Here is a 19,638-nt window from a genome sequence, read left to right as displayed (position 1 = left end):
TTTTGTGGTAATATTATTACAACACCACTATATGTATGCAAGGAAGGTTTTTGACAATGAACAAAATTTACTTAGCAGCGCCATTCTTTAGTGATCATCAAAACGCCCGCATTAAGGAAGTTCTCGAATTGCTTAAGGCTAACAAAACGGTGGATTCTGATGGTATTTTCGTTCCAATGGAACATCAACACGATGATTTAGAATTTGGTTCCTTCAAGTGGCAAGTGGCAACTTTTGCTTCGGACATGCGCCAAGTTCGTCGTGCTGACGCAGTGGTCGCAATCTTGGATTACCGTTTGGAAGAAACTAAAGAAAACGAACCCGATTCAGGAACTGTTTTTGAAATTGGTGCCGCATTTGAACATGGGACTCCTGTGATTGTGGTTCAATACAACGAGGACCAAGAAATCAACTTGATGGTTGCACAATCCTATACAGCATTATTTAGTGGTAAGGATGACATTCAAAAGTTAAAAGATTATGACTTCAATGATTTGGAACAAAAGTACGTCGATAAAAAAGTCCTTTAATATTGATAAAATTAAGGAGATTGTCACAGTAAGTTGGTGGCAATCTTTTTTTGTGTCTTCAAAACTTAACAATTTTCTATGCAAAAAAACGCCAACTTATCGTGAAATTCGGTACAATGGCTCTAGAGGTCAAATTTAATGAGGGGGAAGCAAGCATGCAAAAAATTGTTAAATACATAGCGGCGCTTTTATTATTGGGCGCAACAACCGCAGGAGGATACGTTTACTTTGATCAAGGCCATCTTGGCAATGCTCAAGCAGCTAGTGGTTTTACTGTTAACGCTAAAAATCAAGGTATGGTGGGCAATGATAAAACTGATAACTCGCCAATTTTACAGAAACTACTAGATAAATATAACGAAGAGACACCCATGACCATTCATATTCCAAAGGGCACGTATTTATTTACTGACGATGAGATGAAGGCGATTCAGCTACGATCTAATGTGACGTTTAATTTTGATAAGGGCGCCATTTTCCAAATTCGTCGTGGTGACCGTATCGCCTTTGCATATCCAAGCCCAGGAACAGGGTATGATGCCGGTGTTCATGATGTAACGTGGAATAATGCGACATTCCGTGGCACCCATCCATCAGCTAATGTTCAAAGTGTTTTCGTACAAAGCATTCATCATGCGTCAGCCGTGACGTTTAACAAGAGCACTTTCTATAATGCTTCGTCTCCAACTGGTCACTATATTGATATTAACGGTAGTCACAACATTCATATTAAGAATTCAGTCTTTAAGGGATTCAACCCTAAGAAAGGTTATGAGTACAAAGAAGCCATCCAAGTGGATTATTCCAACTCAAAGGCGATGTCGTACCATAATTCTGGCGATAAGTATGATGGCTTGCCTTCATACAATATTTACGTTAGCAACAATCAATTTCTTCCATTATCGCGATCAACAGGTTCAGTAAAATCATACGCACCAAATCCAATTGGTGAGCATGCGGTGTACACTAAATTATTTAATGGTACGATTCACGATATTTATTTCAAAGGGAATTACGTTCAGGACGCCCGTCCATTAGTGGAAGAAGATGGTGCCAATCTCCACTTCGTTGCGGTGTCTGATTTGTACATTGAAAACAACACGTTCGAAAACAAGACTGTTTTAGGTTCTGGTAATTATATTCGGTTATATAATACGCGTGAAGATATTACGATGAAGAACCTGAACATCAAGAACAATAAGTTTATCAATTTAAATCCGGATAACCGGTACGTTTACTTTGAAAAGAACGATGGTGCTGGCGATATCACTGATGTCACAGTAACGGGTAACAAGATTACGTCGTCTAAGAATAAGATCCCGTTCGTGCTCGCTAATTTTAGTACTGCGGATATGACCATCAAGGACAACAAGGTGAGTGGTAAGTCATCAGCCAGCGTGAAGAGTGGTGATGTGGCCAATACTAGCTTTTTAAGAACTTTAGCGGCATCCAACAAGAAGCGTAAGCAAACTAACAAGGTCGAAAAGTACTACTCAGATGTTGCCTCTCAATACGCTTACTTCACAAAGAATGCTAAGAAGACGAATGCCCTCTATACGCATATCAAAGGCCACAAAAACTGGGAGTATGCAGCCAAGAAGCTTAAAGATTCGAAGGCAACCAAAGTGTATGTTGATATGCGTGCTGATGCATCAAGTGGTAAGTGGTACCGGATTCGCTTTACTTCAAGCACTAAGAGTCCCCGTTACTGGATTCGTGCTAGTGCCCTAAGCTTCGATAAAATTGAAATTTCGGCTTATAACAAGGAACTTACAACGATGCAAAACTACCCACTTTACACTCGAGTATTTAACGATCCTTTGTTAGCTAAGACAGTGGGAACAACCGCAGCTGATTTACCACGAACAGTAACGGTTTCTAAGCGGGCCGTTAAGACGACTCAGAGTGGAAGTACGAGTACTTATTACTACATTCCAAGTAAGAAAGTTTGGACGAGAGCGGTTGCGTTCTACTAAATTAAAATTTGATTTGAAAAAAGCCTTGCAATCTAATTTAAATTGGTTATACTAGAAATATAATTAAATTTAGATGAGATTTAACAGACGATTATAAGAAACGATCCTTTCGATTGATTTGTTGTAGAGAGTCCCTAATTGGTGAAACGGGATACAGTCATGAATGTGACCATCATTCTTTAAAGTTACGTGCTGAAGATTTTAGTAGGTTACGTCGGGGATGCCCGTTACAGCATGACTGTATCGCCAATTTGGCCGTACAGGATGAGGCTGATTCAGTGATGGATTAGTAAAATAAGGTGGTAAAGTGCAAAAGCACCCTTAGCTTTCAGAAATGAAGGCTAGGGTGCTTTTTTCGTCTAAGTTTAAAAATACATACACAAGGGGGTGGTTTTATGGAATCGGACATTCGGGTCTCAACCGATGAGAGTCAGATTATGACCTACGGAACTGCTGGTGGAGCGCAAAAAACGATTTCTCAAAAGCGCCCACGATCAGCATCAAATCGCACTAACATATAGTTTTACCCACATAGTAGCAACATCATAACACATAGAACATCACACATATATAGCAACTCACATAGCACTAACATATAAAAAATGACGTCCAAATGGACGTCATTTTTGTGTTACTTATGCGATTTTTTCTTTATTTCTTTAAAATTCTTTTTACCACCCATGAGTCGCTCAATCTTTTTATTTTCGATTTCACGGCTAGATAACCCGACGTACTCGGACTCAATCTTCATTTTCTGGTAGTTTTCCTAAACAGTGATATCTAAGTCACCGTCCTGTAGGGCTTTTTGCACAGCACAATCAGGTTCGTTAGTGTGGGTGCAGTCAGAAAAGCGACAATGTTGACTGAGTGCTGTAATCTCCTGGAAAACCTGGTCGACGGCAGCGTCACTATCTGCGCTAATGCCGACTGAACGAACGCCAGGTGAATCAATCACTGATAGGTAATGTAATTGACGAGTTGTCGTGGTATGACGACCTTTGCCATCTGAGCGAATGGTTTTAGTGGCGATAGTGGCATCCTCTTGAAGTAAATTCAAGAGGGTGGACTTTCCGACTCCCGATGATCCTACGAATATACCGGTAGTATCAGGCTTTAAAATGGCCATCAGTTTTTCTTTGGCCGCCACTGGCTCGTTAGCAGATGTCAAAATGGTTGGCACAGCGCCAAACGTAATTTCATCAATTTGAAATAAGTTCTCATCGATATTCTCAGCTAAGTCGGCCTTGGTCAGAATGATAATCGGGGTCACACCACTGTCATAGGCAAGGGTAAGATACCGCTGTAGACGATTGAGATTGAAATCCTGATTTAACGCCATTGTGATAAACACGAAGTCGATATTGGTGCCGAAGAATTGGACGTGGTCATCTTGTTGCCGTTTTAGCTCTGTTTGCCTAGGTAAGACCTGCTCGATTAATACGAAATCGGGTGTCAGCTGGCCAGTCACATAATCGCCAATCACTGGCCGGAGTTCAGCTTGATAAAAATGACCGGCAAGTCTGGCGGTAAAAGGGACTAAGTTAGCATCAATCACCTGATAGTTATCATGATTGACGTTGGTGACGCGATATGTGGGTTGTTTCATTTGAGTTTCTGGAAATTTTAACATGGTGGTTCCTCCTAAAGTTGATTAAGTCGACTTATGGAGGTCAGACAGGTTAGTCAGCCTCCTAGGCTAACACAATTTCAGCAGTTAACATAAAGCATTCTCCTTTGGTTTGATTACTCACTAAAATACCATGGATCATAAAAAAACACCACTCTCGGAAAGTGGTGTCTGTCTTAATTCAAAGCGTTATGCACTTTAATAGCTAATTTAGCTCTAGCCGTATCCATACTATTCAGGATACTGAAGCCGTTCTTGCTAGCTTTAACCTTGTCGTAATTGTAAATATCCTCAGTGCCACTTGAGCGGTACATCAAATCTTTTTTATTTGGTGAGTGCTTGAGGCCCATGACGTGACCTAATTCGTGAGCGATGGTATTCGCATACTCAAAGGTCCGGGCTTTCTTGGCAACACCGTTCTTCAACCCTTTTTCTTGAGCCTCGCAGGTTGATCGAACGTCGGCAACTTGGAGTTGCTGGTAGGCATCAAGCTTAGTTTTATAATCAGGATCCGAAGCGTCTAAACTAGCCTTGTAGCTATTAAGTTTTGCGTTAGCTGATTTAACTAAACTTTGCTGGCTAAAATAGAGCGTGGTGTCCGTGATGGTATTAATATCCTCAGCGTAGATGCTGTTTCGAACTTGAACCTTCTTGGTTGAAGGCATCCACCAAGCGTCACTCTCGTCGGATGCAGAGGCCTTAGCGTTGGAAACGGAGAAGGTAATGGTGTGATGACTCTTGGTTCCCCATTTAACTGCTTTGCGGCCTAATTTTGAATTCCAGTAATTCATGGCAAGCGTTAAGCTCTTCTTCAAGTAAATGCTCTTAGTTTTTGAGTAAACGTAGATGGTGCCAGACTTATTTAAGCCAGTTTGTGCACTGTATGAAAGTTTGTATTTCTTGGCAATCGTCTTATAGTGTTTTCGATAATAGCTATTACTCTTTTTGAGCATCGCGGTGGAAGGCTTAACACTGGCAGCCTCCGCTGGAACGGTTGAAAGTGGGGCAACTACCATGAGTGTGGTCATTGCAGCGAGTGCGACGTGTAAACTAATTTTTTTGGTCAACATGACTTATCCCTTCTCCCTAAAAGCGATGATTTAACTACCCTCATAATACGCTAAAATCCCTAAATATGATAATGATAAATTCATGAAATTCAGCAAGTATGATCTTTGTTTGAAGTTAAATCGAAAAGACGGTGAATCTGCTTCCATTAACGCCCTGAATTAGGTATGATGGCACTAAATTGGAGGTGGCTTAAATGAAGAAGTACCTTGTTATTAACGCAGGAAGTTCATCACTTAAATGGAAATTGTTCGATATTCCAGCAGAAACTGTTATCGCAGAAGGGTTAGTTGAGCGAATTAATTTAGAAGATTCGATTGTTAAGTTGGCCTATCGAGGAAATAAGTCGAAAGAGACTGTTGAGCGACTCAGCATGTCGGATGCGGTCAAGAGTGTCCTCCGTGTTTTGGTCGACCGTAAAATCATCTCGCGATTATCTGACATCCATGCGGTAGGTCACAGAATTGTCGCTGGCGCCGAGCAATTTAAATCAGCTACGAAACTGGATCAGCGAGCGATTGCAAGCTTAAAACAGTTGAGTGACTATGCGCCCCTCCATAATCCGATGCAAGTTGCCACAGTTGAACTATTGGCAACTTACCTACCCAATGCCCCTCAATTTGCGGTGTTTGACAGCCAGCTTTATCTCCAAATGGCGGATGAAACCGCGTTGTTTGGTATTCCCTACGAATTATCGAAGGAATTCCACATTCGGCGATACGGTGAGCATGGCATCTCCCACGAGTATCTTGCATGCCAAACTGCAACGTTGATGAAGCGTCCCTTGAATGAGCTGAACATCGTGACCCTGCATCTAGGAAGTGGTGCCTCGGTTTCGGCATTTAAGAATGGAAAAATTTATGATACATCGATGGGCTTAACGCCCGTTACTGGTGTGCTCATGGGAACTCGCTCGGGAGATGTTGATCCCGCAATCGTACCGTTTTTGATGAAACGATTACAACTAGATTCCTCAGAAGCCGTTTTGGCACTGTTAAATGAAAAATCGGGGCTGCATGGTGTCTCTGGTATCTCTTCGGATATGCGAGATCTGGTGGCTTCGGACTCAGAACGCGCCAATTTAGCCCTTCAAATGTTTGAAAACCAAGTGGTCAAACAAATCGGGGCGTACTTTGCTGAAATGGGCGGTATTGATGCCATTACGTTTGCTGGCGGCATCGGCGAAAAGGATAGTGATATGCGCCGGCGAATCATGACAAGGGTCAGTCATTTAGGCGTCCGGATGGATCCAAACCTAAACGACTTAGGCGTAGAAGGACGGATTACGATCCCTACGAGTCCTATTATGGCTTTAATCGTTCCAACCAACGAAGAGCTTGCCATTGTGCGACAAGTAGCTGAGCAACTTAAAATGGATGACCGTGAGTTGATTCATTAAGGCGAAATCATTTGATGATTTGGGAAATGCAACGTATCATTACGTGGTAAACCAAAATAAATCAGGTGAAAATAGTGAATTTTAAAACGACAGTTACACAAGAGGATTATTCGATTGAAGCTGACGTGACGCCAATTGGTCGCGATGTCTTGATTATTGTAACGGGTGGTGATCATCCGCATATCGGAGACGTCACCACAATGACCAAAGATGAGGGACCTGAAACGGTTCGCTTCCCTAGTCATGATGGCTGTCGCCATAAGGATGATTTTGTATCAGCGCGAATTGCCAAAAAAATTCAGGCGGTACTGCCTGATAGTGCGACAATTACAGCAGGTATTCATGTAGATGGTATTACTAAGAAGCAGATTGCGGCTGCGGCACCGATGGGTGATGAACTTGGCGAACGAATCGCTGAGTGGCTCAGCCAGTAAACCTTTGAGGTAAGTGCCCCTAAATACTACAGCGATGACGAGTCTCCCAAATAATTATTTGAAAAAACACCCGTAGATTACGAAAATCTGCGGGTGTTTTTAAATGGAAACTTACTTAACTGTCACGTAAGTTTTGTTTGCAGTAATGTAGTTACCGTTTGATAATTGGATTCTTGGTGTGCCATTGGATGATTTCACGATAGCCTTAACCTTGAATGATTTACCGGCTTTGATCTTAGCAACTCGCTTACTCTTAGTGTAGTTAGCACTTGAGTACTCGTAGAAGGCACGCTTTGCTTTGACAGTCTGACCTGCCGTGACAGAAGTGTAATAGTTGCTGGTCGTGGTCGTGTTCCCATTGGTGTACCAGCTATTAACGGCACTAGAATCAACGACTTTGTTTAAGTCGACGTTACCACTGATTCCAGAAACTCTGCCATACCTGGTGTATTGCCATAAGTCAGTTGTGACGTTTGGCTTAGCTGAGTAGTTCGCAATCCAAGTGCCGTCGAAGCTGGAAGCGTTGATGTTGTGAACATGAACGAAGTTTTGGTATGAGTAATAAATAATCTTCTTATCCGTTAATGAACGCATCGTCTTCAACCAAGCGTTAACGTAAGTTTGTTCCTTACCCTTAACGCCAGATTTCCGCTTTTCGTTATCTAAAACGTAGAACTTAGCTCGCTTGTCGGCTAATTGGTAAAATTGTTTGGCATCCTTTTGAGCATCAGCAACGCTGTCAAATTCAGCAAAGTTATATTGACCAAATGGGATGCCGTATTTGTAAGCACCGTTAGCGTTGACTGTTCGTTTTGAATCAAGTGAGTAGTCAGCGTCGCCAGGGTTACCATGCTTAACCCGGATGATAACCATTTTGAGTTCCTTAGAAGCCTTTGACCAGTTGATTGATCCTTGCCACTGTGACACATCAGCAATTTTAGTTTTTGCAGCATCGGCGCTAACCGTGCTAAGTGTTAGCACACTCAAACCAACAAACGCAGCCGCCGCGAGCCGCTTTAACAGATTATGTTTCTTCATGAAGTGAGTCCCCCTATGTAGTTTAATAACCCTAGTGTAACCCGTAAATGAAACAAAGGTAAAACAATGGAATTACAGGCGACTAACAATTGTGTGTCGTCATTGTCATCTAGATTAAAATAAGGGGTTGCATTTCAAATTAAATGAGATTACAATGTGTTTTATTAAAAATAAATTAGAAAAGCAACGAAGCATCAGGGATGAAATGACAAGCCATGCCAAGGGAGCGTCGACGAGTGGAAAGACGCCATGACTTATCATTAAAAGCTGATGCGAGCTGATAAAAAAATCCGGAAGTCCCGATATCGACTGAACGCATCGCTATGTGCCGTGCGTGAGAGACTGACAGTTACCTGTCAGTAATTAGGGTGGTACCGCGTGAAAGCGTCCTTAGTAATTTCGATTACTGGGGACGTTTTTTTGACCTTAAAGGAGGTGGTGGCAGTGAAATCCCAGTTAGCGTTACAGCAGCAAGAATCTGACGGTCCGTTATTAAATTTAGAAGGGAAGTTTTTATATGCCAACAACGATTTACAAAAATGCCAACATTTACAGTCACCACCAACACGACTTTATCCAGGACGCCTGGTTTGAAGTAGAGGACGAAACCGGCAAAATTACGCAAGTGGGTAAGGGGACCCCAAACAAGATTGCAGACCAAATTGTAGATGTTCATCATCAATTCATCATGCCAGGCATTATGAACGCCCATACCCATATCACATCGGTACCAAGAGAATTTGCTGATCGGGTGGATGAGCGCCACGGTACCACACCGGAAGTGGCCACCATGTATGCCATTCATAACATGCGGGATCTCATTAACAATGGTGTTACTTACATTCGAAACGTCGGCGCGCAGTTCGATGTTGATATTGCCGTTGAGCAAATGCGTAAGAATGGCTTTATTGAGGGGCCAAGAATTAAAACGTCCGGACAAGCCATTTCAATGACCGGTGGGCACGGGTCAGATGGCGGTTATGAGGTTGATGGCGTTGATGAGATGCGGAAAACGGTTCGAACAGCCATGAAGAATGGGGCTAAGAATATTAAAATGATGGTAACGGGAGGCGTTCTTAAGAACGGCGAAACACCAGATGACATTCAGCTCACCTTTGACGAGGTTCGTGCCGGCGTGATTGAGGCACACCACAAGGGCTACACGGTTGCGGCTCATGCCCAAGGTAATACGGGCATTAAAGAGGCCGTTGAAGCGGGTGTCGACACAATCGAACACGGCTTCGATATTGACGATGAAACGATTAAAATGATGAAGCAGCACGGAACGGCAGTGGTGCCAACGTTAAACGCGATGTATGGTATTTACGAATTCGGTGAAGGTACCGTTCCTGATTGGGCCCGCCAAAAGGTTATTGTGAACATAGAGAAGCATTTTAAATCAATCGAAAAAGCTGCCAAAGCGGGAATTCCGATTGCCATGGGAACGGATGCTGGAACGCCATATAATGGCTTTACTACTGAGAGTGCATATGAACTTCAACTTGAAGTTGAAAAAGCCCATATGACCCCAGCTCAAGCGATTGAATCCGCTACGATTATCTGTGCAGAGGTTATGCAAGTTGGTGCCGAATACGGCAGTATTGAAGCAGGGAAGTTCGCGGACTTCATTGTTATGGCAGAGAATCCAATTGATGATATTAGTGTAATTCAAAGGGATAAGGATGTTTATCAGCACGGTAAACGCGTTCACGCGGCAAACGTTCAAACGATTGAAGCCCGGCAAGCGGAACCAATTGCTGAAGCAGGTAGATAGTGGCAATTAAACACATAATTTAAAAGCCCCGAATTGTCAAATCAAGTGCAACACTTTCGACCTATTCTTAGTTATTGGTCTAGTTAATCGAAGTCTGGCAGAACTGCCATTGCCGATTGATAGTTGAGAACCTTTCGTGGTCTTTGGTTCAGAGCGTTTTGGATTGCTTGAATCCCTGTTAAGGTCAAGGCTCTCATTGAATGTCCCTTAGGAATGAACTCGCGGATCAGTTGGTTCTGGTTCTCATTAGTACCACGTTCCCATGGTGAATATGGATGGGCAAAGTAGACTGTCGTGCCGGCTACCTTTGATAAATCCGCAAACTCTGAACCGTTGTCAAAAGTAACTGTCTTAAAGTATTCTGGACCATAGTCATCGATAACATCTTGCAGGGCTTGTCGACAAGTGTCGGCGTGATAGTCCGTAATCTTAACGATGATTTCATAACGACTAACACGTTCAGTCAAGGTCATAATAGCGGGTTCACTGGCAACTCGTTTGCCTTTAACTAGATCACCTTCCCAATGGCCGATTTCAGTTCGGTTATTGGCTCCAAATGGTCGTTCTTCAATAGACTTGCCTAAGGTACGTTTATTCATACGCTGATGAGCTTTACGAACAGATCTCACCCGTCGACGTAGCTTCATGGGTAGTTCACTATTAGTTAGTTCTAAAAGGCCATTATCAATGTATCTGTAGACAGTTTGTGTTGACGGACAAGCTAGTTCTTGATGGTTCAGTTTGAACCAATGCACAAAGCTATCAATACTGTGGACTCTAGGTTTGCGACGAAGTTCAATGACCAGTTGTTGGAAGAACACAGGTGCCTTGACCAGCCAGCTAACGGCATGAGAATTAGCTTGATGATTTGCATGAATAGTTTGAGCAGTCTCTGCAAAGTAAGCTTCAAAGGGCTTGTGATTAGGGCCAATTTGACGAATTGTACCGTGCTTTAATTCCCGACTGATGGTACTTGGACTCCGATGAAGTTCACGCGCAATCTGACGGCAAGACCAACCCTCAGATTTACGAGCCATGATCAAGCCACGTTCATAAGGTTGAAGTTGTTGGTAATGACTAATCATGGTATTCTGGTTAAGGGTCATGAAGACATCTCTTTTCTTATTTGTTGTGGTAACTATAAGAATAGGTCTTCATGGCCTTTTTGGTCTAGTCATTTAGGTGTTGCACTTCAATTTTAAATCCGGCCACATAATTTAAAAGCACCATTTACACATAAAAAAAGAACCAGTGGCCTAGATGAGCTACTGGTTCTTTTGCGTATACACGTAAACGTTATTATTTAGCGACCACTGGGACAATCATTTTGCCACTAACTTGGTCTGCACCCTGTTCTGTGACGACCACGGCGTTAGGGCCACCAACGTAGGCGTAATCAGAGACTTCATTGAGGACTTGACCAAACATTGCGCCCGTTAATTCGTTTGCGCTACCTTCGATAACGACATACTTACCATCGGGAAATTCAACGTTACGAGTCACATCGGGAAGTGCCTGATCCGCTTCAACGCCGAAGTAGTACATCATCTTGTTATCGTAAGCTTCATTGATAAGGTAGAGTTCGCCATTTTTTGAAGCGGTTTGCAATTTTTCAAGGCTGCCGTTTGATTTAACGGTGTTGGTAAAAGCATCCTTTTCTTGCATGATGCCGGCGTAGTCGGTGTAGTCACTCTTTAGTTCAACCCCCACACTGGCGATTGTGAAACCTGATTGATCGGTAATTTGATAGTTTGACATGATAAATCCTCCTTAAGCAATTCAGCTTTTCTTTTTTTCAACATCGTTATAATAACTTGTAATAGTATCAAAAATTGACACTATTTAGGAGGACCACATGAATAAGGTCGAACGAATTAACACGATGATGCGCTATATCAACAATCGAGCGCATTTCACTATTTCGGAACTCATGGCTTAATTTGAGATTTCCAGAGCCACAGCTTTGCGAGATGTGCGCGAAATCGAGCAAAATGGGATGCCATTGGTTTCCGAAGTTGGTCGCGATGGTGGCTATGCTGTAATGCCAAACTCACTATTACCGGCTATTCGCTTTTCGAACAGTGAAATTAAAGCGTTATTTACCGCATTCATTGCAACGCGGAATCGGCAACTTCCCTATTTGAAAAGTCGGCAAACCATTACGGAGAAATTGTTGGGTTTGCTATCGCCAAATCAGCAAGATGAATTGGTACGATTGAACGAATTAATTCGGTTTCCCAGTACAAATCATCGTAATCCTAATATTTTGGATTTGGTCGATCAGGCGAGTCCCATTCTGGAAAAATTAGTGAATGAGGCGTTGCTGGATTCATATCTTCGAATTTCAACGGCACAAACAGCTTATTTAACTTACATTTATCAGCTCTATCAAGAACGTGGAAGCTGGTTTGTGGCGGTTATTAATTATGAGCAGCAAGCACAACAAATTATATCGGTAGATGAAATTACAGCGGTGACCACGTTCGAACCCAAGGTAAGATGGTCGCAAAAGAAAGTAGAATCGCTGATTCACCCTAAACAACAACTAGAGAATTTTAAGCTGAGACTAGGGTATCGCGCAATCAGCCAATTTAAAAAGTACCATCCATTTCAACTCATGCTGAATTACACTTCACCATTTCAAACGAGTGCAATCATTCAAGGTTATCTTGATACTGATGATCAAAATCAGGTTGAAGAAGCAATTAAGTGGCTACTATTTTTAGGCGATGATGTTGAAATTGAAACGTTGCCGGATAGCACCCGAGAAATGCTGAAGCAATATTTACAAAAGATTAAAGTAGACTGACAGCTTTCGGAAATCATGTGGTAAAATTTGGGTAAAGAGAGAAACCGGATCGGAGGATGAATAATAGTGATTGCACCAGAAACATTTTATTTTAAGGGTGGCGACAAAGCGGTATTGCTGCTCCATACTTTTTCAAGCAGTCCAATCGATGTGCATGCCTTTGGTGAAGATTTACATGAGGCGGGGTATACCGTTTTTGCACCACTATTTTCTGGCCACGGAACGGAAGATCCTGAAGATGTTATTACGGCAGGTAATCCGGCAATCTGGTGGCAAGATGCCATGACGGCTTATCAACAGCTACAGCAAAACGGTTACCAGCAAATTACCGTATTCGGCGAATCTTTGGGTGGCATTTTCGCGTTAAAATTAATGGAAATCTTTCCTGAAATTAGTGGTGGGGGCACGATTAGTTCGCCGCTGTTTCCAACTGATAAGACACAGGTAAACAGAACATTTGTGGCTCGATCCGAACGCTGGTTGAAACGCCAGAAATTACTAGAATCAGAAATTGTAAAACGGGTTAACTGGATGCGTGAGCATATTACGACCCAACAGGATGCGATTAGCGCTTATGCAGATGGTGTTCGTGATGATTTAGCTAGTATTAAGCAACCCGTTTTCATTGCGGAAGGAACCGCAGATGAACTGATTGATCCAAAGGTAAATGAAAAACTGGCGGAGACACTTCAGGCAACCACATCGGTGACCCTTAAGCAATACGAGGGTGCACCACACGTGATTACGTATAGTAAGTATCGGCATGAACTGACCCAGGACGTCTTGGCATTTCTGGCAAAATTGGGTTAACCATAAAGTTTAATGGAAATTTCATGCTAACTATAAATTAAGTTGAGTATACTTAGATGGCGTTTGGTAGAGGGGGAACTTGTCATGAAGAGGCATCGGATCTTAAAACTTAGCACGATTATGGCAATAATGATGTTATTGTTTGCGGGTGTCTCCGAACCGGTCTTTGCCAAGACGACGCCGAGCTTTCTTTCTGTGACCAAGATTCACACCAAAAAAGCAGCTAAAAAATATAAGGCCAAAATTGCTAAATCGTATAATCTTAGCTATGGCTACCAGACTGGGTTTACCAAGACGAATCGGATTGCTATTTACGATGCTACCCATTCTACCGCTATGAACCTCAGTCTGAACCGCGCAATCAGTGATTGGAATGCTAAATTGGGCCGCGAAGTGTTTTATCAAGGTACCGCCAAAAAGCATACAATAACATTGAAGTTTACAACGCCACCGTCTACAGCGACGCCATCAGGAGTGGCTTGGTGGATATCGAAATCACGCCACATCAATGTTTCAAAGCCCTATTTTAACGGAGAATTATTAGACATTACGAAGCTCATGAAGCATAACTATCTGAATAGCTCGTATCAGGAACTACCGATTGATCAGGCGAATACCATGATTGATACGGAATTAGCTGGCTCGGCGCGGATTGTGGAGTTTAGCCGAATTCTGGACCACGAAATGGGACATGCCTTAGGGATGAAGCATTCCAAGAATTCGCATAATTTGATGTACAAGGGCGTTGGATACGGTGATATTTACCAGTTTGATGATGTATATCACGGCCGATTAAACGTCAATTTAATTACCAAGAATGACTTGGCGCGTGCAAAGGCCGGTATCAAGATGTATGATTTACTGCATTAATAATTGAATTATATTAGTAAGGATGAGTTTATGAGTGAGAATAATCTGCCCGGTGTAAACGTTGTTAAGGGTATTTTCTGGGCAGCCATTGCGTCAACGCTTTGGGGAATTTCAGGAACGGTTTTACAATTTATTGCACAGGGTCAAGCAATTCCAGCAGGATGGTTGCTGTCAACGCGGACAATTGGGGCAGGCGCCATTTTGTTGATTTTTAGTTTATTCAAGTATGGGATGAAGAGTTTTAATGTTTTTAAATCTTGGCGGACCATTGGCTGGCTATTAGCGTATGCGGTGTTTGGTTTAATGCTGAATTTACTAACGTTTTACTATTCAGTTCAAACTGGGAACGCTGCTTCGGCAACGATTTTGCAGTATTTAAGTCCCTTATTCATCGTGGTTGGTAGCTTGGTATTTAAGGGAATTCGTCCGTTACGAAGTGATTTAATTGCATTCGTTATCTCAATGCTTGGCGTTTTCTTGGCAATCACTAAGGGTGATATTCATCAGCTTTCAATTCCGCTCGATTCACTATTGTGGGGTATTGGATCTGGGATTACGGCGGCGTTCTATGTTGTACTACCAAGGCCAGTGATTGAGGAACACCACTCACCAATTTTGGTGCTTGGCTGGGGAACGTTTATTGCGGGGGTCCTATTTAATTTGAACCACCCGTTCTGGCTAGATACACCACCAATTACGGGCACACTGGTTGCTTCAGTGATGACGGTGATTGTGGTTGGAACGATTTTACCGTTTGGCCTGTTACTCTATAGTTTGAATTTTGCGCCATCCGATGTGGTCAGTATTGTGGATGCGGTGCAACCAGTTATGACCTTTATTTTAAGTGTGATTTTCTTGAGCCTCGATGTTTCGATTGTCGAAATTATTGGCTCTGCACTCGTTATTTTTGCGATTTATATTCTGCAAAGAGGACGACGAGCGCTAGATCATGAACTAATTGAATAGTAAAAGGCGAGGGCAAAATTTTGTCCTCGCCTTTTTCGTTATTTAGTCAGCAATCGGGTACGATAGACTGCCGGAATCTTGTTCAAATCAGCTTCGAGTTGCGCTTCTTGCACTTCCTGAAGATGGTCGACATCGATAATGGTGTAGGCAACGTCACCGCGAGCGGCATTGCTCATGGTTTCAATGTTGATGTTGGCGTTAGCCAGTAGTGTGGCAATTTGGCCAACCATGTTGGGGATGTTTTCGTGAATCAAAGTGAGACGATAACGTGATTCAAACGGCACTTGGAGATTAGGTAGGTTGACTGAGTTGGTGATGTTTCCTGTTTCGAGGTATTCCATAATGGTTTGAGCGCCTTGAATGGCCCCATTAGCCTCGGCTTGACCAGTTGAACCACCGATGTGAGGGGTAATGACCACATCATCGCGATTGAGTAAGCGGTCATCGCCGAAGTCAGTCATGAATTGACCAAGGTGATGCTGATCAAGTGCAGCTAATGTATCATCGAGGTTTACAATTTCACCGCGAGCATAGTTGAGCAACACTGCGTTAGGTTTCATTTTGGCAAGAACGGTAGCGTTGATCATACCGGTCGTTTCCTCGTTCTTTGGAACGTGAAGTGAGACGTAATCGGCGTTTGCAATGGCTTCTTCTAACGTGTTAGCTCGCTGAATCTTGGTTGAAATTCGCCAAGCAGCATCTGCTGAGAGATATGGATCGTAGCCGACGACACGCATTCCGAGAGCGTTGGCGGCATTCGCTACTAGTGAGCCGACGTGACCCACACCAATGACAGCAAGGGTTTTACCTAATAATTCGGTTCCATTGAATTGGGTCTTTTCCTTTTCCGTCCGCATCGAAATGTCGGCACCGCCGTTTTGCGCGCTATAAGCGGCAGCTTGGAACAGGTTCCGCGAGCTGGCGATGAGCATTGAAATGACCAGTTCTTTCACAGCGTTTGAGTTACTTCCGGGTGTGTTGAAGGCGGCGATACCTTGCTTAGTGACTCGAGTCAGCGGGATATTGTTGAAACCGGCACCACAGCGGGCGATTACTTTCAGCTGTTCTGGGAAGTCGGCTTTTTGGAGATTCACGGACCGAATGAGGTAAGCGTCAGGAGTGTCGGTCTGGTTGATTTGGTAGTCTGCGGTGAATTGGTCTAAGCCTTCTTGAGCGATGGCGTTGTAAGTTTTAATTTGATACATAATTTAGGCCTCCTGATGGGTTTGTTCGAATTGGTAGAGAAAGTCAATTAAAGCGTCAACGCCGGCCATTGGCATGGCATTGTAAAGGCTAGCTCTTAGGCCGCCGACACTGCGGTGACCCTTGAGGTTCATGAGTCCAGCTGCAGTGGCTTCTTTAACTAAGACGGCATCAAGCTCGTCGTTGTTGGTTGAGAATACGACGTTAGTGTAAGAGCGGTCCGGTTTAAATGCAGGGGCATTAAAAAGCTTAGATTCATCCAGGTAGTCATATAATTTGTCTGATTTAGCTTGATTACGGCGGGCCATCTCGGTGACCCCTCCCTCTGCTTTAATCCATTTGAGAACCAAACCGGCAGCATAGATGGCAAATGTTGGTGGTGTATTAAGCATCGAGCCTTTGTCGATGGCTAGCTGATAGTCAAAAATACTAGGAACCGCTTCGGCAGTCTGGATAAGATCCTCGCGTACGATGACCACCGTCACACCAGCAGGGCCAAGGTTTTTCTGAGCACCCGCAAAGACGAGACCAAAGTTGGTAATGTCATAGTTTTCGCCAAGAAAATTAGAAGACATATCAGCGACGATGGGAATTTCGGATTCTGGCACCGTGTGGTAAGCCGTGCCTTCAATCGTATTATTAGTGGTCACATGAAGGTAGTCAAACGAATCCGCTGGAATGGCCTGCTTTAAGCGAGGTAACTCACGGTATTTACCGTCTTTGGTGGTTGCTAGAGTTGTGACCTGATAGCCTAGGCGAGTTGCTTCTTTACCGGCTTTGGCTGCCCAAGTACCACTATCTAACAGGGCAATATGACGGCGATTGTTCGCTAAATTCAATGGAACAGCGGCAAATTGGCCAGTGCCACCACCTTGAGCAAAACAAATATGGTAGTTTGCTGGAATATTGAGTAAATCGCGTAAATCAGCCACCGCTTCATCGATAATGTTCTGGAAAAGGGCGCTACGGTGGGAGATTTCCAAGATACTCATTCCGGAGTTGTCGAGAGAAGGTAGATCTCTTTGAATTTGTTCGATAACTGGTTTTGGCATAACGGCTGGACCCGCTGAAAAATTAAAAACTGACATAAAATCGCTCCCTTTTTCTAAATAAAAAGCCCCCACCGCAAAAGCGACGAGGGCATGGATTTAATCCATTTATAGACTAGTTTGTCTGCCCTACGTAAATGAAGATCATCTACGTAGGACGTTTTTTGTGACGCGAAAACGTGGTCTACATAGATGATACCGTAGACCAGGAGGAGACATTATTCCATTGGGCGTTAATTAAAATAATCATAGCTAATGCTCCTTTCATTTTCTTACCTGAATTTAACAAATTCAAAATGCGAAGTCAACTCTAAAATCGAAATTAATTTTCAAGCGCATCAATTTGCTGGCGCAATTTTTGTAATTCTTTAGTATCGGAGTCCGGTGCCATCATCAACTGATCATAGCGTAATTTGAGCAAAGGTAAGTCACTAGCGGGGGCGGCGTGAACAGTCGCCATATCAGGATCGATTAAGTTCTGATTTTCAAACGACAGAGTACGTGTGGCAACTTGCTTGCGAAAATCTTGGTCGTGAGAAACCAGTAAGACGGTTCCGGGATATTGATTGAGGTAATCCGCTAAAGCTTGTAATGCCTGGACATCTAGAAAGTTTGTCGGTTCATCTAAAATCAAGAAATTACTGTTCCCTAACAGAATTTGCAATAGTTGGAGTTTAACTTTTTCGCCACCGCTGAGTTCCTCAATTTGACGATCATAAAAACGAGCGTTGAGACCGAAGGCGCCCATGATTTGGCGAGTTCGATCTTCGTCTAAGACGCTAGCCCGTCGCATAAATGACCAGACAGATGAATCGCCAGGAAGCTGTGAAATGTCTTGATTAAAATAGCCAACTGCCGCATGATTTGAAATTTGAGTGTGTGGTTGGTGGGTCAAGATGGCGTTTATCAGTGTTGTTTTGCCTGAGCCATTGGGGCCAATTAAGGCGACTCGCTCGCCGGGTTTAATTTGAAAGGTGGCATTGGTCAATAGCTTTTTGCCAAAGGCTTTCAGATCGAACTGATTGACGTTCACGACCGTTTTTCCTGAGAAGGTGGGGAAATCGGTGGTCATGAGCTTAATGGCCGAACGTTCAAATGGCTTAGTCGCATCCGTTTGACGTTGAGCACGTTCCTTCATGGCGCGGGCACCACGTTCCATCTTACCGGCATTTTGTTCCCGTGCGGTCTTGGTTTTGGCTAATTCGACGCATCCCATACTCTTGCTACCACGGCGGATTCGTGCTGCCTTCTCTTTGCGGGCTTGGACCGCTAGTTTAAGGTCGTGTTCTTTGCGGTTTTGGCGCTTGTATTCGTGTAATTGATTAGCCTTTACCTCTGACTGGTATTGTTCAAATACTTCTAGGTTACCGTCAAATTGGGTATATAGTTGATTTTCGATGGCCCAAATTTTGTTTGCCGTTTCAGTTAGAAAATGATGGTCGTGGGAGATGACTAAGATTAGGCCATGATAGCGATGAAGTTGATCAATTAACCACTCTTGATGGGGTTCATCAAGATTAGCCGTTGGTTCATCAAGCATTAAAATATCTGGGTTCGTGCTGATTGCTTCCCGAATTTTCGCCATCGTTTCTTGTCCACCACTCTTATCGGTGATGGGATTTACTTGATTGACCAGGATGAGGGAGCCTTGAACGGTTCGAGTACCGTTGAAGTCGGTATCTTGGCCGGCGATGATACGTAGGAGAGTAGTTTTTCCAGAGCCATTTGTTCCAGTAATGCCAACGATTTCGTTGCCACTGGCGGTAAGCTCCGGTGCTTCAAAGAGTGGCTGACCGGCCACTGTTTTAGTTAAGTTTTTAAGTTTAATTTGAGTCATATGATTGTCCCCTTTCAGGGACCAATTAATTTTGGGTAGCAAAAAAGCACACTGCAAAAAGTGTGCTAGCTTTATGGATTAAGCCTGCACGCCATTACTCAGTCCCAACAAGATCCAGTTCACCCCTAAAAAGTGTGAGGTGACTTTAGCTGGCAAATTCTATAATTAATCCGAACAGAAATTAAAAAGCCCAAAGCAATCACTTACAATGGTAGTAGCTAATTCCAACCAATATAGGGAGTGATTAC

18 protein-coding genes are annotated in these 19,638 nt (G+C 43.3%); 10 read left to right on the top strand and 8 right to left on the bottom strand.

Annotated elements, in window-relative coordinates; all coding sequences use genetic code 11:
• Positions 1–56 precede the first annotated feature (56 nt).
• The 3 genes from LOSG293_RS00910 to LOSG293_RS10235 all read left to right on the top strand — a co-directional run bounded on the left by LOSG293_RS00910 (position 57) and on the right by LOSG293_RS10235 (position 3,027).
• The gene (locus LOSG293_RS00910) at positions 57–530 is read left to right on the top strand and encodes a nucleoside 2-deoxyribosyltransferase (RefSeq protein ID WP_034525917.1); all 474 of its coding nucleotides are present in this window, start codon (positions 57–59) and stop codon (positions 528–530) included.
• Positions 531–685: 155 nt separating this feature from the next.
• A complete protein-coding gene (locus LOSG293_RS00905; protein WP_034525914.1) occupies positions 686–2,506 on the top strand; it encodes a glycosyl hydrolase family 28-related protein in 1,821 nt (606 codons plus the stop codon).
• Between the two features lie 395 nt (positions 2,507–2,901).
• Complete coding sequence (locus LOSG293_RS10235) at positions 2,902–3,027, top strand: hypothetical protein (RefSeq protein WP_268870184.1); 126 nt, start codon at positions 2,902–2,904, stop codon at positions 3,025–3,027.
• 245 nt (positions 3,028–3,272) lie between these two features.
• Here LOSG293_RS10235 and rsgA read toward each other — a convergent pair whose 3' ends face one another.
• Positions 3,273–4,136 carry a ribosome small subunit-dependent GTPase A gene (gene rsgA, locus LOSG293_RS00900; RefSeq protein ID WP_051907141.1) on the bottom strand — a complete coding sequence of 288 codons (864 nt, stop codon included), beginning with the start codon at positions 4,134–4,136 and terminating at the stop codon, positions 3,273–3,275.
• Positions 4,137–4,309: 173 nt separating this feature from the next.
• The gene (locus tag LOSG293_RS00895) at positions 4,310–5,203 is read right to left on the bottom strand and encodes a matrixin family metalloprotease (RefSeq protein WP_034525912.1); all 894 of its coding nucleotides are present in this window, start codon (positions 5,201–5,203) and stop codon (positions 4,310–4,312) included.
• 194 nt (positions 5,204–5,397) lie between these two features.
• Between LOSG293_RS00895 and LOSG293_RS00890 the strand changes: the two genes are divergently transcribed.
• Together LOSG293_RS00890 and lpdD are read left to right on the top strand one after the other, a co-directional pair.
• Positions 5,398–6,600 (top strand): acetate/propionate family kinase, encoded by a 1,203-nt coding sequence (locus LOSG293_RS00890; RefSeq protein ID WP_034525905.1) that lies wholly within the window; start codon positions 5,398–5,400, stop codon positions 6,598–6,600.
• A gap of 74 nt (positions 6,601–6,674) precedes the next feature.
• Complete coding sequence (lpdD, locus tag LOSG293_RS00885) at positions 6,675–7,034, top strand: prenylated flavin chaperone LpdD (RefSeq protein ID WP_051907140.1); 360 nt, start codon at positions 6,675–6,677, stop codon at positions 7,032–7,034.
• 111 nt (positions 7,035–7,145) lie between these two features.
• On the opposite strand, the gene LOSG293_RS00880 is transcribed toward lpdD, so the two are convergent.
• Positions 7,146–8,072 carry a GH25 family lysozyme gene (locus tag LOSG293_RS00880; RefSeq protein WP_051907139.1) on the bottom strand — a complete coding sequence of 309 codons (927 nt, stop codon included), beginning with the start codon at positions 8,070–8,072 and terminating at the stop codon, positions 7,146–7,148.
• Between the two features lie 517 nt (positions 8,073–8,589).
• Here LOSG293_RS00880 and LOSG293_RS00875 point away from each other — a divergent pair.
• The gene (locus tag LOSG293_RS00875) at positions 8,590–9,846 is read left to right on the top strand and encodes a metal-dependent hydrolase family protein (RefSeq protein ID WP_034525902.1); all 1,257 of its coding nucleotides are present in this window, start codon (positions 8,590–8,592) and stop codon (positions 9,844–9,846) included.
• 83 nt (positions 9,847–9,929) lie between these two features.
• Here the strand turns inward: LOSG293_RS00875 and LOSG293_RS00870 are convergent, their stop codons facing one another.
• Complete coding sequence (locus tag LOSG293_RS00870) at positions 9,930–10,952, bottom strand: IS30 family transposase (RefSeq protein ID WP_034525894.1); 1,023 nt, start codon at positions 10,950–10,952, stop codon at positions 9,930–9,932.
• 193 nt (positions 10,953–11,145) lie between these two features.
• A complete protein-coding gene (locus tag LOSG293_RS00865) occupies positions 11,146–11,604 on the bottom strand; it encodes an effector binding domain-containing protein (RefSeq protein ID WP_034525893.1) in 459 nt (152 codons plus the stop codon).
• Positions 11,605–11,818: 214 nt separating this feature from the next.
• Between LOSG293_RS00865 and LOSG293_RS00860 the strand changes: the two genes are divergently transcribed.
• From LOSG293_RS00860 to LOSG293_RS00845, 4 genes are all read left to right on the top strand, one after another.
• Entirely contained in the window at positions 11,819–12,655 is an 837-nt protein-coding gene (locus tag LOSG293_RS00860; RefSeq protein ID WP_235786776.1) for a helix-turn-helix transcriptional regulator, read from the top strand.
• 66 nt (positions 12,656–12,721) lie between these two features.
• A complete protein-coding gene (locus LOSG293_RS00855; RefSeq protein ID WP_051907138.1) occupies positions 12,722–13,465 on the top strand; it encodes an alpha/beta hydrolase in 744 nt (247 codons plus the stop codon).
• An 84-nt stretch (positions 13,466–13,549) separates the two neighbouring features.
• Entirely contained in the window at positions 13,550–14,335 is a 786-nt protein-coding gene (locus LOSG293_RS00850) for a matrixin family metalloprotease (protein WP_034525891.1), read from the top strand.
• A 30-nt stretch (positions 14,336–14,365) separates the two neighbouring features.
• Positions 14,366–15,301 carry a DMT family transporter gene (locus LOSG293_RS00845; protein WP_034525889.1) on the top strand — a complete coding sequence of 312 codons (936 nt, stop codon included), beginning with the start codon at positions 14,366–14,368 and terminating at the stop codon, positions 15,299–15,301.
• 38 nt (positions 15,302–15,339) lie between these two features.
• Here the strand turns inward: LOSG293_RS00845 and LOSG293_RS00840 are convergent, their stop codons facing one another.
• The 3 genes from LOSG293_RS00840 to LOSG293_RS00830 all read right to left on the bottom strand — a co-directional run bounded on the left by LOSG293_RS00840 (position 15,340) and on the right by LOSG293_RS00830 (position 19,390).
• On the bottom strand, positions 15,340–16,506 hold the full coding sequence (locus LOSG293_RS00840; RefSeq protein ID WP_034525886.1) for a phosphoglycerate dehydrogenase: 1,167 nt from the start codon (positions 16,504–16,506) through the stop codon (positions 15,340–15,342).
• Between the two features lie 3 nt (positions 16,507–16,509).
• Positions 16,510–17,592 carry a 3-phosphoserine/phosphohydroxythreonine transaminase gene (gene serC / locus LOSG293_RS00835; RefSeq protein ID WP_034525885.1) on the bottom strand — a complete coding sequence of 361 codons (1,083 nt, stop codon included), beginning with the start codon at positions 17,590–17,592 and terminating at the stop codon, positions 16,510–16,512.
• Positions 17,593–17,875: 283 nt separating this feature from the next.
• The gene (locus LOSG293_RS00830; RefSeq protein ID WP_034525884.1) at positions 17,876–19,390 is read right to left on the bottom strand and encodes an ATP-binding cassette domain-containing protein; all 1,515 of its coding nucleotides are present in this window, start codon (positions 19,388–19,390) and stop codon (positions 17,876–17,878) included.
• Positions 19,391–19,638: the final 248 nt, after the last annotated feature.

This window comes from Secundilactobacillus oryzae JCM 18671 (genome assembly GCF_000740055.1).
GTDB lineage: Bacteria > Bacillota > Bacilli > Lactobacillales > Lactobacillaceae > Secundilactobacillus > Secundilactobacillus oryzae.
This window is presented reverse-complemented; position numbering and strand designations above follow the sequence as displayed.